14 protein-coding genes and 1 pseudogene are annotated in these 16,196 nt (G+C 38.9%); 8 read left to right on the top strand and 7 right to left on the bottom strand.

What is annotated here, in order from left to right:
- Nucleotides 1-44: 44 nt before the first annotated feature.
- Complete coding sequence (locus FVA69_RS05115; RefSeq protein WP_164528495.1) at nt 45-974, bottom strand: haloacid dehalogenase-like hydrolase; 930 nt, start codon at nt 972-974, stop codon at nt 45-47.
- Between the two features lie 282 nt (nt 975-1,256).
- On the opposite strand from FVA69_RS05115, the gene FVA69_RS05110 reads away from it, so the two are divergent.
- From FVA69_RS05110 to efeB, 5 genes and pseudogenes are all read left to right on the top strand, one after another.
- Nucleotides 1,257-1,814 carry an iron transporter gene (locus FVA69_RS05110; protein ID WP_004913787.1) on the top strand — a complete coding sequence of 186 codons (558 nt, stop codon included), beginning with the start codon at nt 1,257-1,259 and terminating at the stop codon, nt 1,812-1,814.
- Nucleotides 1,815-1,909: 95 nt separating this feature from the next.
- Nucleotides 1,910-2,246 (top strand): annotated as a pseudogene (locus FVA69_RS05105) (cupredoxin domain-containing protein).
- Nucleotides 2,247-2,257: 11 nt separating this feature from the next.
- A complete protein-coding gene (locus tag FVA69_RS05100) occupies nt 2,258-3,091 on the top strand; it encodes an FTR1 family iron permease (protein ID WP_004913791.1) in 834 nt (277 codons plus the stop codon).
- A complete protein-coding gene (locus FVA69_RS05095; RefSeq protein WP_109912030.1) occupies nt 3,084-3,986 on the top strand; it encodes an EfeM/EfeO family lipoprotein in 903 nt (300 codons plus the stop codon). The genes FVA69_RS05100 and FVA69_RS05095 overlap by 8 nt, the downstream gene beginning before the upstream one ends.
- Nucleotides 3,987-3,997: 11 nt before the next feature.
- Complete coding sequence (gene efeB / locus FVA69_RS05090; protein WP_164528494.1) at nt 3,998-5,272, top strand: iron uptake transporter deferrochelatase/peroxidase subunit; 1,275 nt, start codon at nt 3,998-4,000, stop codon at nt 5,270-5,272.
- A 117-nt stretch (nt 5,273-5,389) separates the two neighbouring features.
- Here efeB and FVA69_RS05085 read toward each other — a convergent pair whose 3' ends face one another.
- The 3 genes from FVA69_RS05085 to FVA69_RS05075 all read right to left on the bottom strand — a co-directional run bounded on the left by FVA69_RS05085 (nt 5,390) and on the right by FVA69_RS05075 (nt 8,286).
- Entirely contained in the window at nt 5,390-6,124 is a 735-nt protein-coding gene (locus FVA69_RS05085) for a vWA domain-containing protein (RefSeq protein ID WP_117162682.1), read from the bottom strand.
- Nucleotides 6,125-6,298: 174 nt separating this feature from the next.
- Nucleotides 6,299-7,195: a hypothetical protein gene (locus FVA69_RS05080; protein ID WP_109912027.1), complete on the bottom strand. Its 897-nt coding sequence runs from the start codon at nt 7,193-7,195 to the stop codon at nt 6,299-6,301.
- A 164-nt stretch (nt 7,196-7,359) separates the two neighbouring features.
- The gene (locus FVA69_RS05075; protein ID WP_109912026.1) at nt 7,360-8,286 is read right to left on the bottom strand and encodes a LysR family transcriptional regulator; all 927 of its coding nucleotides are present in this window, start codon (nt 8,284-8,286) and stop codon (nt 7,360-7,362) included.
- A gap of 144 nt (nt 8,287-8,430) precedes the next feature.
- On the opposite strand from FVA69_RS05075, the gene FVA69_RS05070 reads away from it, so the two are divergent.
- Both FVA69_RS05070 and FVA69_RS05065 read left to right on the top strand, forming a co-directional pair.
- Nucleotides 8,431-10,206 carry an adenine deaminase gene (locus FVA69_RS05070; RefSeq protein ID WP_110732220.1) on the top strand — a complete coding sequence of 592 codons (1,776 nt, stop codon included), beginning with the start codon at nt 8,431-8,433 and terminating at the stop codon, nt 10,204-10,206.
- 32 nt (nt 10,207-10,238) lie between these two features.
- A complete protein-coding gene (locus FVA69_RS05065; protein WP_164528493.1) occupies nt 10,239-11,582 on the top strand; it encodes an NCS2 family permease in 1,344 nt (447 codons plus the stop codon).
- Between the two features lie 57 nt (nt 11,583-11,639).
- On the opposite strand, the gene FVA69_RS05060 is transcribed toward FVA69_RS05065, so the two are convergent.
- The 3 genes from FVA69_RS05060 to mdlC form a co-directional block, all read right to left on the bottom strand.
- Nucleotides 11,640-12,110 carry a RidA family protein gene (locus FVA69_RS05060; RefSeq protein ID WP_226537885.1) on the bottom strand — a complete coding sequence of 157 codons (471 nt, stop codon included), beginning with the start codon at nt 12,108-12,110 and terminating at the stop codon, nt 11,640-11,642.
- A gap of 61 nt (nt 12,111-12,171) precedes the next feature.
- The gene (locus FVA69_RS05055; protein WP_080641521.1) at nt 12,172-12,312 is read right to left on the bottom strand and encodes a hypothetical protein; all 141 of its coding nucleotides are present in this window, start codon (nt 12,310-12,312) and stop codon (nt 12,172-12,174) included.
- Nucleotides 12,313-12,393: 81 nt separating this feature from the next.
- Complete coding sequence (gene mdlC, locus FVA69_RS05050; protein ID WP_164528492.1) at nt 12,394-14,022, bottom strand: benzoylformate decarboxylase; 1,629 nt, start codon at nt 14,020-14,022, stop codon at nt 12,394-12,396.
- An 856-nt stretch (nt 14,023-14,878) separates the two neighbouring features.
- On the opposite strand from mdlC, the gene gltS reads away from it, so the two are divergent.
- A complete protein-coding gene (gene gltS, locus FVA69_RS05045; RefSeq protein WP_004913824.1) occupies nt 14,879-16,084 on the top strand; it encodes a sodium/glutamate symporter in 1,206 nt (401 codons plus the stop codon).
- The last annotated feature ends 112 nt before the right edge of the window (nt 16,085-16,196 follow it).

The following is a 16,196-nucleotide window of genomic DNA, read 5'->3' as shown; positions in this document are numbered from 1 at the left end:
GATTTCTACAAACCATTTTTGTAAAAATCACCTAAAAATGTCAACTAGCGATTAACCGAACGAGCAATACGTGAATAGGTGTGACGAACACCACGGATCACAATACTATAATTTAAAATATTCTCAGGTAATGCGATTCCGTTATAACCCGAATCACCAATATGGTGTAAATCTGTCCCGGCCATTTTGCACATTAATGCAATTTGCCGAATAGTTTGTAAATCTGCACCTTCTTGAGAAGTGCCAATCGCCGTCATTGTCATCACGCCTTGGGAATGGCAATAACCTACCATGTTTTGCACAAATTCTAATGAAATCCCAGGTACCGTTCCCGGAGCTGGGAGCAAAATAATATCCGCACCATTGTTAATAAAGGTACGAATATCATCATCTGTGATGAGTTGCTCTGCGGAAGCATTTAAAACACCAGCAGCGTGCATTTTTCCCGTAATAAGCACAATATCTTCACCCACAACAGCTTTAAGCTCTTTAAGGCTCTGGTTAATTTCCTGATTAGTTACTCCATTGCCAGGGTTCCCCGTTAGAACAATAATATCCGCACCCATTTCTTTTAATTTAAGAGCATTTTTTACTGTTGCTAATCGCCCTTCTGACATTTTCCATTGCGCATCTTGTGTCGGATTATTAAAGCCCTCAGGTACAGGCTCTAAATTAACACCGATTGCTCGTCCCGTTAAATGCTTAAGTGTGCGAATGATTTCCTCAGGTTCAACCCCTTCGGGTAGGCCTTGCATAATCGGTTGATTAACATCAAAAACATTCAATAATAAAATGTCTGCACCTTGGCTTGCGGCTAATTCAGCATTCGTCACTGTCATTAATACGGGTTGAATTGTGCCTATGGTTTCAGAAACCAAAATTCGCCCTTCACTTGCTTTAATTGATTCTAATAGATTCTTTTTATTGAGTTTTACAATTTCTGAAGCAGAGCAGTCAAGATAACGTCGTTGCATGGCTATACCTTTATTTTCAACAAAATGAATGAAGTGTTCTTTCGCAGTAAAATTCACACCTTCAAAATATATCATGTAGACAATAATAAACTGCCTAATAGAACACACTATTAGCAAGTTATTTTTCAAAGAATAATAACTTTTTCTAACACTTAGATTTTTATATAAAAACAAACATTTTTAGCGACGAGTAATTTACTTATCGTAAATTACCACTTGTTTTTTAGTAATAGTAATGATTATCATTACAGCTCTATATCACTTATGGTAAGGACGAAAATAATGAAACTCGCCTATAAAGCTGCTGTTTCAGGTCTCGCGTTGTTTTCAATCTCAGCATTAGCTCAAGAGTACCCTCTCGGTCACCCTGTGATCAAAAACGGAATGGAAATCCAAGGTGTTTACCTACAACCAATTACAATGGATACCGAAGAAGGCCATCATGCAATGTCTCACTTAGCTGCAGATAAAGCAGATGTCCACTTAGAAGCAGATATCCACGCTGTTGAAGATAACCCAAATGGCTTTGCAGAAGGCGATTGGATCCCTTACCTAACCATTGAATATTCAGTCACTAAACTTGGTGATAAACCACAAACTCAAACAGGCACATTTATGCCTATGGTGGCAAGTGATGGCCCTCATTATGGGGAAAACATCAAATTAGATGGCAATGGTAAATACCGTGTCACCTATAAAATCTATCCGCCATCACACAATAAAGATGTTGCCTTTGGCCGTCATATTGATAAAGAAACGGGTGTGGCCCCTTGGTTCCAGCCTTTCGAAGTCTCTTGGGATTTTGACTACGCAGGTGTTGGCCGTAAAGGTAGTTACTAATTTTTTAACCTAAATTAGTTAAGGGCTTAACCAAGGGAATTTTCTTGCGTAAGCCCTTTTTTGTTTGTCGTTATAAAAGGATAAACCAAGCCAAAATGAAAACATTACTGAGCTTTTTACTGGTTATCACTTGTACAATAATTCCCCTATCTTCATTTGCTGCAGAAAAATATACTGTCGAATTAGAAATGAAAAATGGTGATCTTATCCCGCGAGTTCTTGAAGTCCCTGCAAAAACAATTATCCGCATTAAAAATTACCAATACAGGCACTGAGCCCGCAGAATTTGAAAGTATTCAATTAAGAAAAGAAAAAGTTTTAGCCCCCGGAGCAAGCTCTGTTGTTGTTATCGCACCATTGAAACCTGGCACATATACTTTTTTTGATGACTTCCACCTTTCTCACCCCAAAGGCGAGATCATTGCGAAATAAAAGGATTTAGCATGGGACAAGTTCTGTTTGTTGTGTGGCGTGAAAGTTTTGAAGCGTTGCTTGTCATTGGTATTATTTATGCGTGGATTAAACGCCACCCTGACGCACATAATGGTATGAAATACCTTTGGGCCGGAGTCGCTATTGGGGTTATTACCTCCATCTTACTCGCACTTCTCATCTATGGCGTATTTAATGTCCTTGATGATACAGGGCAATCACTGTTTATGATTTTTATGGAGCTACTCGCTTGTATCCTGATTGTCCAAATGGTGTATTGGATGAACAAGCATGGCAGCTCAATGAAATCAGAAATTGAATCAGGAATAAGCCGTAATGCGGCTCACCATAACTGGTGGGGCGCCGCATTGATTATTGCCATTGCCATTGCCCGTGAAGGAAGCGAAATCGTCGTCTTTTTATCTAGCTTTATTATGTCGTTAACCGCGTCTAATGCATCGGCTTTCTTTATTGAAGTCGGTGGTGGAATTGCAATTGCAGGCCTTACACTCTATGCATTCTTATTAACAAATCGTTTAGTTTCATGGTCTATCTTCTTTAAGGTTACCGGCGTTATTCTATTATTCCTCGCGTTATCTCTCCTACTTAAAGGGGTAGAAGAAAGCGCTAACTTACTGATTGAATATGATTTTTCCATCCCTGATTTTTTAATTTATCCCGCTTGGGATACAACTGCATTTCTTGACGATTCGGGTATTGCTGGTAATTTTATCTCATCTTTCTTTGCCTATCGTTCACAGCCTATTTGGCTCAGTGTCATTACCTTTATCCTTTATTGGGCTATTGTGATCCCATTGTTTACTCGGAGCAAAAAAAATGTCTAGCTCACTGAGGCATAACATCAAATGGGTCTCGATTAGCTTAATACTCAGTATGGCACTACCTAACTTGGTTCAAGGTAAAGCACTGAGATCCCCTGTACAAACAGGGGATAACATCATTATCGCTAAAGGGGATATTCCTACTCCTGAAAAATATCAACATGCTATCCAAACCTATTTAGCCTTTGCCACTGCTGAATTGGCAGAAATGGTGACGCAATTGGAATTGTTACAACAGAGTTTACAACAAGGAAAGCTAGAACAAGCCCAAGCCGCGTATATTCAGGCTCACCAACATTATGAAACAGTACGCCCGATTATTATTTTATTTGGTAATACGGATAGAACAATTAATCCAAGAGCCGATTACTTCCTTGATAAAGAAACTGATTACCGCTTTACGGGGTTTCATCTTGTTGAATACCAATTATTTATGCAAAAAAATACTGAACTTGCCTCAACGGCAAACCAAGAATTATTACTTAAAGGGCGTGATTTGTATAAACGGGTAGCAACTGAAACCATTGAAATTCCTAAGCTCGTGCAAGCCTCAGCTGATTTTATTGAAATGATCTTAGAAACAAAATTGGGCGGTAAAGAAAATATCTACAGTTTGTCTGATTTAACTGATATTGCTGCTAATTTAAAAGGGTCACAAAAGATAATTGAAATTATTAAGCCTTTTATCAAGCCAGAGACCCTTGAAAAAATACAAAAAAATGACCAACTGATTAACCAAATAATGCAGTCATATCAACTATCAAATACGACATATCAACCTTATAGCCAATTACAACTCAAAGACAAAATGGCGCTTTATTCATTACTCACTCAGCAAGCCGAAACTTTAGCAAAATTACGTGCTGAGCTCGATGTCGATGTTTACTATAAATATTAAGGCATACATTTATGCAAGCTAAACTGAGAAATATATTGCAAACCAACGGAATGTCCCGGCGTAATGCCCTAAAAATGCTCGCAATTAGTAGTGCAGTTTTAGCCGCCCCAGCATTAAAAGCACAAGATAAAATCGCCGATTGCCAACTCACTTATGACAAAGCAATCAATTATCTTGGGCCACACCAAGCCGGTGTTTTGACGCCTGAACCCAAAAATGCCTCCTTTATCGCATTTAATATGACGGCAAATTCCATCGAAGAATTACAGACTGTTTTTACTCTACTGACCCAGCGCATTGCTGATTTAACCCAATCCCAAAAAGCACCTTCAATCAATAATGATAAAATGCCTCCCGCTGAATCCGGTATTCTGGGAACGCAACAGCAACCCGACTCACTAACCATCACCGTTGCTTTAGGTAACTCTCTGTTTGATAACCGGTTCGGATTAAATAAAATCAAGCCTAAATATCTTAGTGAAATGACCAGTTTCCCCAACGATAGGTTAGAGCAGAAATGGTGTGGTGGCGATCTTCTTCTACAAATATGCGCGAATAGCCAAGAAAGCGTTATCTATGCATTACGTGATATTTTGCGTCATATTTCTCCATACAGCTTTCCTCTCTGGAAAATCGACGGCTTCTTACCTGCACGAGATATTGATAACCATTCCACTCCTATCAATCTTTTTGGTTTTAAGGATGGAACGGGAAATGCACCCGCTGATGACAATTTATTGATGAACGAATTAATTTGGATAACAAAAGGCAGTCAAGAACCATCTTGGTGTGACGGAGGGACATACCAAGCAGTACGTCTCATTCGCTTTAATTTAGAATTTTGGGATAGAACGCCATTAGAAGATCAAGAAAATGATTTTGGTCGGCATAAAGATTCAGGAGCCCCTATCGGCATGAAAAAGGAGCACGATGATCCTGAGTTTGGCCAAGACCCTCATGGTGACCGTATTTTATTTGATTCCCATATGCGCCGTGCAGAACCCCGTAATCCTGAACGTTATACCGCAAAACTAAGGCGAAGAAGCTACAGCTATTCACTCGGGTTAACCGAAACAGGGGCTCTCGATATGGGTTTAATTTTCGTCTCTTTTCAGAAAAATTTAAAAACAGGCTTTATCGACACTCAAAAGCGCCTTAATGGTGAACCGCTTGAACGCTATATCAAGCCCTTTGGTGGTGGGTACTACTTTGTATTACCAGGAATCGAGTCGGCACAAAACATACTTGCTGAAAAAATGTTTACAGCCTTAAAACAAACTAAATAATGATAATAATAAAATAAAAGCCCCTATTACCCTTGCTATAGGGGCTTTACTGGCAACTCTATCATCAACTATTAGGCATTTTAAATAATAAAATACTGCGTAGATTTGAACATATTATTATTTTTTTCGTTCCTTCACATCCGCTTCAACTTCTTGTTTCCAATCCTCTGATATTGGCGCAGACTTTTGTTTAGCTTCCACCGCTTTATTTACCGCACGGTAAGCCTTGTCGTATCCAGTCCCATCTTGGACATAACCAGTGGCATTTGAACTTTTAATTCCAATATTTTCTGCTTCAGAAATGGCATCAATATTCGCTCCCAAGAAAATAAAATCCCATTTATCTTCTGTTTCTGCGGACTTAATCATGGCTTTAATTTTTGCTTGAGAATATTTACGGCTACTATTTTCTTGTCCATCTGTAATTATCACAAAAAGAACATTATTATTTTTTGTAACCTTTCTATTTTCTTGCATTTTTTCAATGCCGTCTCCTATCGCATCTAATAATGCGGTATAGCCACCAACGGGATAATCATCAAGTGTTAGATTAGAAACCTTTTCAATGGGTTCTCTATTATGAAGTAAACTTGTTTTGTCATTAAATAAAATAGTTGTAATGTAGGTTTTTGCTTTTTTTCCCTTATTTTCAGTTAATACACTATTATATCCACCGATTGTATCGGTTTCGAATCCTGACATTGAACCACTTTTATCTAGAATAAACACTAAATCTAAAATATCGGGATCTTTTTTAGTATTAATAATAGTAGTACTACTAGCAATAGAGGAAAATAAAAACAAAAATGCAGCTGATATGACGGTGAAAACGGATTGTATGGATAAATTCATCGCCGAGTTCCTTGGTGTGGTTAATATAACCATACCAATCTGGCTTTTTCATTAGTTATTTAAAATAAGATTACTCTGTATACTTAATAAGCATTTTCTTAATTAATTCCAAAAATTATTACTTGAAAATAATCTTCCTAAGTAAGTATATAAATAGTATATCCCCTTAAACCATTACTGTTTTAACCAAATACCATGTTCTCTTACTACATTAATTTCTTGAATAAAATTATTATACTTTATATTTTCTGTAACAGAGTTTGATGAAGCGCTTCGAGCCTGCTCATGTACTAACTCAGTAATAGCATGGTGAAATTCTTGGTTTAATTCTTTATGAATATCAACATCATCAGTATTTTTTAATCGTGTAGCTAACTGAATTAATTTTTCGGCTTTTATCTGTACATCCGTATTATCAAAAGTAACAGTTGGAACTTCATATATAAATGCCATATTGATAGAATCTGCAGCTTCATGATTAGCAGGATCCGGTAATAATTTTTGCCCATATTCATTATCTAAATAGGCAATTAATTCATGTTTATCAAAGCATTTAGATTTAATATTTCCATCTAACTTATCATCATAGAGTGTGATTGAATCAGGAAAGCTTTCTCCTACTGGGTAGCTACACCTAAATATATTTGCATCAATAAGCGTTGCGTTAGAACTGCGGGCCGGTAGCTCAAGCTCGTGCCCATTAATTGTAATGGGATAGCTAGCAGGTTTAAACCTATCTTCTTTACCATCAACAGCATAAACTTCAGACAAGGTGTAGTAAACAAAATGATTTGGGTTAATAATCCCGCCAGAGTTATTTTCAAAAACAAAGAAATCCGTCACGTCACCTTCACCACTAACTAATTGGTGTGGTCCACTAGAAAGTAAAACAACGCCTTTATCATCCGGTAAAACATCATAACCTTTGCCATCTAGCTTAAACGTAATCGTGTTTGTACTTGGATTACTATAATAAAACTTACCCTTACCACTTAAAAGTTCCATATCGTCACAAGCGGAAAGTAATATAGTTACAGTTATAAAACAGCTATATTTTAGTATAGTATTCATAATGTTATTCCAAAAATCATTAACCCTGACTTATTAACTAAAAATTAGAGCTATTGTATGACGCTCTTTAAAATATTATTTTCGATATTAGAAACCATTATTCAGTTATTCGAATAAAATAACTTTACGATAAATGCGGTAGTTACCAATTTAATGGATATAACTTATGCGTTATTATCACGCAATACTTTTAACAATACCTGAAAAACCTCATCCATTAACGGCGTCGTTTGTTGGCTATTGCGAATTAAGGCTACTGTACGAGTTAACTCGGGTTGTTGTAATTGTAAAACTTTCAATTCTGGATCACGTAAATGTACAGTATAAAGCTGTGGTAAAATCGCAATCGCGAGTTTTGAGCGAACTAAGCCATATAGCGTTTCAATGTAATCCACTTGATAGCGAATCTTTAATTTTAAACGGTGACTTTCCACTGTCGCAGCGACCAAGCGTTGAATATTACCCTTCGAAAATACAGCCACATCACGGTTATTGAGTAGCTTCCATGGCATATGAAATCTATTATCCGCTACTGCGTCATCATTATGGATAACAGCCACAAAAGGGTCATCTTGTAGTGGAAAAATAGCTAAATTCTGAGGTACTGAACTATCTAACACCCCAATACCGAAATCAATTTCATGATTGATAAGTTTATTAATCAAAGCGTCATTCGTTTGGTCATAAAACTCAATATTAAGCCTCGGAAAATATTGATTTAATAGTTCAGGCACAGCAGGAAATAACAGAGAACTTACGGAAGGAACTAAGCCAATACGTAATGTTCCATCCCCTCCTTCCGCGATTATTTTTTGAATTTCACTAAATGCGCGATGAGAAACACTCAGTATTTGCTGTGCATGTGGCAAAATTGCAGCACCTAGCTCCGTTAATGTTACGGATGAAGCTGTGCGATTAATTAGCTTTCCTCCGATAACCGTCTCTATTTGCCGCAAAGCACTACTCAAAGCAGGTTGACTTACCGCTAAACGATTAGCGGTCTCGGTAAAATGACGAAGTTTCGCTAACGTCACAAAATACTGTAGCTGTTTGAGCGTGAGTGCAGGCAGCCTCTGCCAAGGTTCTATCATAATAATGTTCTTTTACTTTTATTGGATTAGCCAATATCTCGATTCATTATAACCATTTCTTATCACATGATAAATTTTATCATCTTGGCAAACGTTTGCGTTGCTCATAAAGTAACAATCATAAATTGTAGGAATGGTATCTTTATGTGCATAACAGAACAAAATAGGCGTCACGTCATTCAATCTGCTAAAGGCGAAAAGCCTTTTGACCTTTTACTCGCTAATGCCAATATTGTTGATATGGTAACCGGTGAAGTTCGCCTTGCAGATATCGGGATCACCGGCAACCTAATTGCTAGCGTTCATCCTACTGGAACCCGTACGGACGCAAATGAAACCCATGATTTATCAGGCTATTTCATTTCACCTGGCTTAATAGACACTCATGTCCATTTAGAAAGCTCACACTTACCCCCTGTACGTTATGCCGAAATAGTTCTAGCTCAAGGAACAACGGCTGTATTTTGGGATCCCCATGAGCTTGCCAATGTATTAGGCCTAGAAGGTGTACGTTATGCTATTGATTCTAGCCGAAATTTACCGCTAGATGTCATGGTTGCAGCCCCTTCGTCAGTGCCATCAACACCTGGCTTAGAAATGTCTGGAGCAGACTTTGCTGGGAATGAAATGTCAACCATGCTGAGTTGGCCGGAAGTTCGTGGCGTGGCCGAGGTCATGGATATGTTTGGTGTGCTCCATGGCAGTGACAGAATGGAAGAAATTCTAAATGCAGGAATTACATCAGGCAAGCTTATAGAAGGCCATGCAAGAGGTTTAAAAGGAGCTGATCTCCAAGCATATCTGGCTGCCGGCGTCACCTCTGATCACGAGTTAACCTCGGCTGAAGATGCCCTTGAAAAGCTACGTGCGGGCCTTACATTACAAATTCGTGGCTCACATCCTTACCTCCTTCCTGATATTGTTGCCACATTAAAATCCTTACCGCATTTGTCATCACAAATCACAGTATGCACGGATGACGTGCCTCCCGACATATTAATTGAAAAAGGTGGCATTATTGCGTTATTAAACCTGTTAATTGAGCATGGAATGCCAGCAACGGACGTACTACGCTTTGCTACATTTAATGCTGCAATACGCTTGCAACGCCATGACCTTGGCCTAATTGCTGCAGGGAGAAAAGCAAATTTAGTCATCTTCGATTCATTGGAAACGTTGAAAGCACAAGCCGTGTATGTATCAGGCCAAAAAATTGCAGAAAATAACCAACTTATCAATGCATTAAGTGCACATAATGATATTTTACCACCGCGAGACACCATGCAACTCTCGCCAATCACCCCAAATGATTGCACGTTAAAAATTGATGGAATCAATAATGGTAGTGCGCGTTTACGTCATATTCGTGGGGCACGTTTTACCCAATGGGGCGAAATTGACGTACAAATCAAAAATAGCGTGGTACAAGTGCCGAATAATTTCAGCCTTATTCGAGTTCAACACCGTCACGGCCGCCACGATGCTTTACCTCAGATAGCCTTACTTGAGGGTTGGGGGGAATTACGCGGAGCCATTGCGACTAGCTATTCACACGATTCACATAACCTCGTTGTCCTTGGTCGTGACCCTGATGATATGGCCATCGCCGCTAATTTATTAATCGAGAGTGGCGGAGGTATGGCGTTAGTACAAAATGGTCAGGTTTTAGCTCATGTCGCTATGCCAATTGCCGGTATGCTATCTGATTTACCCGCAACTGAGCTGGCTGCTCAATTTCGCCAATTGCGTGAATTAAGCAGTGAAATCGCTGATTGGGAGCCACCTTATAGAGTCTTTAAGGCTATTGAAGGAACCTGTCTTGCTTGCAATGCAGGCCCACATTTAACCGATTTAGGATTAACGGATGGAACAACACGTCAAATCGTTGACGCTGTCATCCATACTGCTAAGCACGCATAGAAAATTAATAATAATGATAGGAGAGCCAATTAATGGCTGACAATTCAATAAATACGCCAACATCAGGGAGTTGGCTAGAAAGGCGCTTTGCTTTACGTGAGCGCGGCAGTTCAGTAAAAACAGAGTGTTTAGCTGGGGTGACCGGTTTTTTAGCCGCAGCTTACTTGCTCGTGGTGATCCCCGGTTTACTTGCCGTTGGAGGGATGGATAAAGGAGCCGCAACCACCGGAACAATTATTGTCTTCGCCATTGCCAGTTTATTAATGGCATTCTATGCAAACTTACCTTTTATTGTTGGCCCTGGTATTGGAGGCTCAGTCCTTGTCGGTATTACACTTGCAGGCAGTGAAGGTATTGACTGGCAAATAGGGCTCGGCATTGCTTGTTGGTCAGGGATCTTATTTTTCCTATTAACTAAATTTGGTTTGCGTGAAGTTGTTACGCGCTCTGTCCCACAATCAATTAAACTCGGATTAACTGCATCAATTGGTCTTTTCGTTGCCGTATTAGGCTTTCGAAATGCAGGATTAGTACTCGCTAACCCAAAAACAAATGCATTAATGCTTGGTGATTTTCTTTCCCCCGGAGCATTAGTTGCACTTGCTGGCTTTTTCGTTGCAATTGCACTACAAGCTCGCAAAATACCGGGCGGAATTTTATGGGCTATTTTATTTGCAACCCTCTTAGGTATTCCTTTTGGTGTCACAAAATTACCTGAAAGCTTTATTGGTATTCCACATTCTGTGGCTCCTGTATTAGGGCATGTAGACTTAATTGGCGCATTAAATATCGCGTTTCTTCCTTTCTTATTTGTCTTTTTTGCTGCTGAATTTTTCTCAACCATGGGGACAACATTAGCGGTTGGCGGAGAAGCTGGTTTATTAGATAAAGAAGGTAATATGCCCAATATTAACCGTCCCTTTCTCGTTGACTCAATTGCTGCAGCACTAGGCCCATGGGTCGGTATTCCAGCCGCAACCGCACTTATTGAGTCCTCAGCGGCGGCAGAGGCTGGAGGTAAAACAGGTATGACAGCTCTTGCTGCAGCCTTTATGTTTTTATTAATGCTGCTATTTACACCAATCGCATTAATGATCCCAGCACAAGCCACGGCTCCTGCTCTGATTTTAATTGGACTAAATATGTTCAGTGGTTTACGAAAAGTAGACTTAGGCAATTTTACCGATGGCTTACCCGTATTAATGATGGTGATGATTACGCTAATCGCTAATAGCTTTGGTACGGGTATCGCCGGTGGGTTGTTATTCTATATCTTAATTAAAGCCGTTGCTGGCAAGTGGAGAGAAATTCCAATTAGCTTGTGGATACTTGCGGTACCTCTTGTTTATTATTTCTCAACACTAGTGAAACACTAAACCATTAGTGCCAGAAAAGCCGATTTTTCCACTGTCGGCTTTTCTATTCTAATTAATTTAGTTTAAAACTGCATGAGCTTCTATTTCTATTAACCATTCCGGCAAGGAAAGCCCAGAAACAATAACCCAAGATGAAGCAGGAGGATTGTTTGGAAACTTTTCTTTTAATGCTTTCGCAATATCCGCTTGTTCCTCATGGCTATTAAAGCCCTCTTTGATATAAATACGTAGCATAGCCACCTGAGATAAATCACCACCTGCCTCATGCAATACATATTCAATATTGATTAATGATTGTACGGTTTGTTCGTAAATACCCCCAGCAACAGTTTCTTCCGCGGCATTTACTCCAACCTGACCCGATAAAAATAATTGTCGGGTTCCCGTTATTTCTATAGCTTGGCTAAAGCCATACTGCAAAGAATTAAAGATAGAAGCCGGGTTTATCGATTTTTTAGTCATTTTTATTTCATTATTAATAAAACAATAATGCAGTATAAGCCATTTGCTTTTTGATTCATTAAACATCAAGCAAACGTCATTTGATTGGTATTAAGAAAGCATCAAAAGACACATTGATTTAAGCTACCTAAGAATAAATACGAATACGCTCAGCTAAATAATTCGCGCATTGCGTGACACTCATCAACTGATTTTCCCAATCAACAGAATCCCCTGTTAAATAGGCGTTTTTTGCTACCACTAGGATCGAAGTCAGTTCCACTGGCATTAATTCAGCTACCCAAATAGCGGCCTCACACTTTGAAGTAAATAGCCCCTAATTAGGAGCCATTTAATCAACGATACATAGTTAAATCAGTGGAGGAATTGACGGTAAAATAGGCACTTCAATCACTGTTGGTCCATTACGCCTAAATGCCTCTTCACAGGCTTGCTTAATGTCTTCTATCGTTTTGGCTCTCACCGCAGCACAACCATATCCTTTTCCTAAAGCCACGATATCTAAATTTGGAATATCAAGCCCCGGAACCCCTGGTGTTTCCTCCAATACTGCAAATGATTTTAAAATGCCATATTCATTGTTTTTCGGAATGATAAACACAATAGGTAAGTTCTGCTGCGCAGCACTCCATAAGCCTTGAATTGAATACTGCATAGAGCCATCACCAATAATTGCCATCACTGGGCGATGGCGCCCGCTGTCCCTTTCGGCTAATGCAATTCCCACACTTGCTGGTAAATTCCAGCCTAATGAACCACTTGCAAAAGTATAGAATGAATCAGGAAATTCAATTGGCCATTCACGATGAAGTTCACCGAGGTTTGAAGGGGACTCTTCCACCAAGACGGTTTCTTTTGGTGAAACTTCCCTCAAGGTGCGAAATAATTGCGTTGCACTCAGTGTTGGGCTATTACTGCTTTGTTCAGCTGCAGCTGGGTACGGTGCCATTCCATGAGGTTGTTTTTCCACCGTTTTTGTCCCAGTACGAGGCGCAACCAAGTTAATTAACCCTTCTAGTGCGAGTACAGCATCACTTAACAAGCTATCTCCAATAGGAGCTCTAGCCACTTCGATTGGGTCATCTGTAATGTGTAGTAATTTCAGTCCTTCAGGGATATAACTGCCTGCAACATAAGGGTAATACCTAAATACAGGAGCTCCAATAACAATGGCTAAATCATGTCCTTCTAGTTTTTCAGATAACGGTTTTGTCGCAAAAGGTAACCCACCTGCATACAGAGGATGAGTTTCTGGGAATGGCGGCCGTTCAGATGCAGGCGCAGCCCACACTGGAGCATTTAATTTTTCAGCAAGTTTAATGCCGATATCCCAACCTTCCCCTCTTGCAATGGCGGAACCATAAATAAGTACAGGATTCTTCGCATTCGATAGTGCTGAAGCAAACTCTTGTAGTCGAGCTGGATCATAACCAATGCGCTGCGGTACAGAACGAACAACAGCTTCTTGTGCTAGTGCGGGCTTATCCCAATCATCCAGTGGGATAGATAAAAATACTGGCCCAGCAGGTGGTTGCAGAGCCATTGCATACGCTCGCATAAAAGCAGCGGGGACGTCTTCCGCACGCACTGGTTGATAGCTCCATTTTACCCAGGGTTTTGGCAACGTTTCAGGCTCAATGTTGGTTAGCCAAGGCTCAATCAATAACATTTCTCGTGTTTGATTTCCCGCCGTAATAATTAATGGTGTTCGGTTCATATAGGCAGTCAAAATATTACTCATGGCATTACTTAACCCTGCGGAAGTATGCACATTCACCATCGCAACTTTACGCATTCCCTGCGCGTAACCATCTGCGGCGGCAACAGCAGAGGCTTCCTGTAATGTTTGGATATAACGAAAATCACTCGGAAAATCTTTTAAAAATGTTTCTTCTGTCGAACCTGGATTGCCAAAAATGGTTGTAATACCCAATTTACGTAATAAATCATAGGTGACTTGACGGATCGTTTTTTGCATTTAAAACACTCCATAAATAATCTTCAAATTATCTAATAAATAAAAAATTTAGATTTGAAACACCCTGTTAAACTTACATGCCATCTCATTATTAAATAATCAAAATATAATCTAACCCATTGTAATTAGGTACTATAGCAAAAAATTAATTAACGATATATTCAGGTGAATTTTTCTTTTATATCTCTCAAAAAGAAAGGTAATGACAATATACTTATGAAAACAAGCTATTAAATAACATCCAAATTAGACAGTCTCAATAAGATGGTAAAAAAACCAAATATAAACCTAAAACAAAATTATCAAATAGCGTTTAATGATTATATTTGTACTTATTATATTCAAAAGTAACCATCAACGATTTGCTATTGATAAAAGGTCGTATATTTAACGCTAACGGCAACGCCGTCCCCTGATCTCTGAAGATTGTCCTATCTATAGGCTAGACAATATTTTCACTCATTATCCAATAATGGATTATTTACCTCATTTTTCACTCTAATCTGTCCATTTTCTTTTATGTTGTACATCACACTTCTTATAATTACTTGGTAGCATAAGCCTTCAGTTACATGAGTTCCCAAAAAAAACAATTTTATCCTTACATGCCATCTTCAAAATGATCCCTTTCAACAGAAACCTGCTGTTCATGCTGTCTCTCGCTATTTTTAGCTAAGAAAATTTGCATATAAGACCTCGTTGTCACCCATTTAATACTCAGGCTAGGGTTAACTAAAAGTTATAGATACCCAAACAAAACTCATTGTTAAATAAAAGTTGCACAAAGTAACTTAATTTATCGCTAATGTTAAATAACAACAGTGAAAGTTCTGGTAAACTAACTTGAGGTAAAATAATGATCCTAGATGCCAGCTACACTTTATTAGTCGCTTGTTTGGCGCTGTTGATTGGTATGTTTGTTGTCAAATACACACCTTTTCTACAAAAAAACCATATCCCTGAAGCCGTTGTTGGCGGCTTTATTGTTGCTATCATTCTATTAATTGTTGATAAAACTGCAGGGTATTCATTTACTTTTGATGCTTCACTACAAAGCATTTTGATGATTACGTTCTTTTCATCAATTGGATTAAGCTCAGATTTTTCGCGTTTAATAAAAGGTGGTAAGCCACTTGTCTTATTAACGATAGCAGTGACTATATTAATTGCTATTCAAAATACCGTTGGTATGGGAATGGCTGTCATGCTTAATGAAAGTCCATTTATTGGTTTAATTGCGGGTTCAATCACACTTACGGGTGGCCACGGTAATGCAGGGGCTTGGGGACCAATATTAGCTGATAAATATGGTGTGACAGGTGCTGTTGAATTAGCTATGGCGTGTGCAACTTTAGGCTTAGTCCTCGGTGGGTTAATTGGTGGCCCTGTTGCTCGCCATTTATTGAAAAAAGTTGCGATCCCTAAAAGTACTGAACTCGAAAAAGAAACCATCGTTGAAGCTTTCGAACAACCGAGTGTTAAACGTAAAATTAATGCCAATAATGTTATTGAAACCATCTCAATGCTAATTATCTGTATTGTTGTTGGTGGCTATATTAGCGAATATTTTAAAGATACCGTCATGCAATTGCCAACCTTTGTTTGGTGCTTATTTGTCGGTATTATTATTCGCAATGTCTTAACACATATATTTAAACATGAAGTTTTTGAACCAACCGTTGATGTATTAGGTAGCGTAGCCTTGTCATTATTCTTAGCAATGGCGCTAATGTCCTTAAAATTCGGTCAACTCGCTAGTATGGCAGGCCCTGTTCTGATTATTATTGCAGTACAAACGGTGGTTATGGTTTTATTTGCAACATTTGTTACCTTTAAAATGATGGGCAAAGATTATGACGCCGTTGTTATTAGTGCCGGGCACTGTGGATTTGGAATGGGTGCAACACCAACCGCTATCGCTAACATGCAGACCGTCACTAAAGCATTCAGCCCTTCCCATAAAGCCTTTTTAGTGGTGCCTATGGTGGGTGCATTTATTGTCGATATTTCAAATAGTATCTTAATTAAAATCTTTATCGAAATCGGCACGTATTTTACCTAGTACACAACCATAAAGGCTGGGCTATAACCCAAGTATATAGTCTGGCCTTCACTTTTTATCTCTATTTAATTTAAACCGCCTAATTTCCTTTCACCATTTTCAGCACAAAATG

Source organism: Providencia sp. PROV004 (assembly GCF_011045615.1).
Taxonomy (GTDB): Bacteria; Pseudomonadota; Gammaproteobacteria; order Enterobacterales; family Enterobacteriaceae; genus Providencia; species Providencia rettgeri.
The sequence above is the reverse complement of the archived record's forward strand: the minus strand, read 5'-3'. Positions and strand labels throughout refer to the sequence as shown.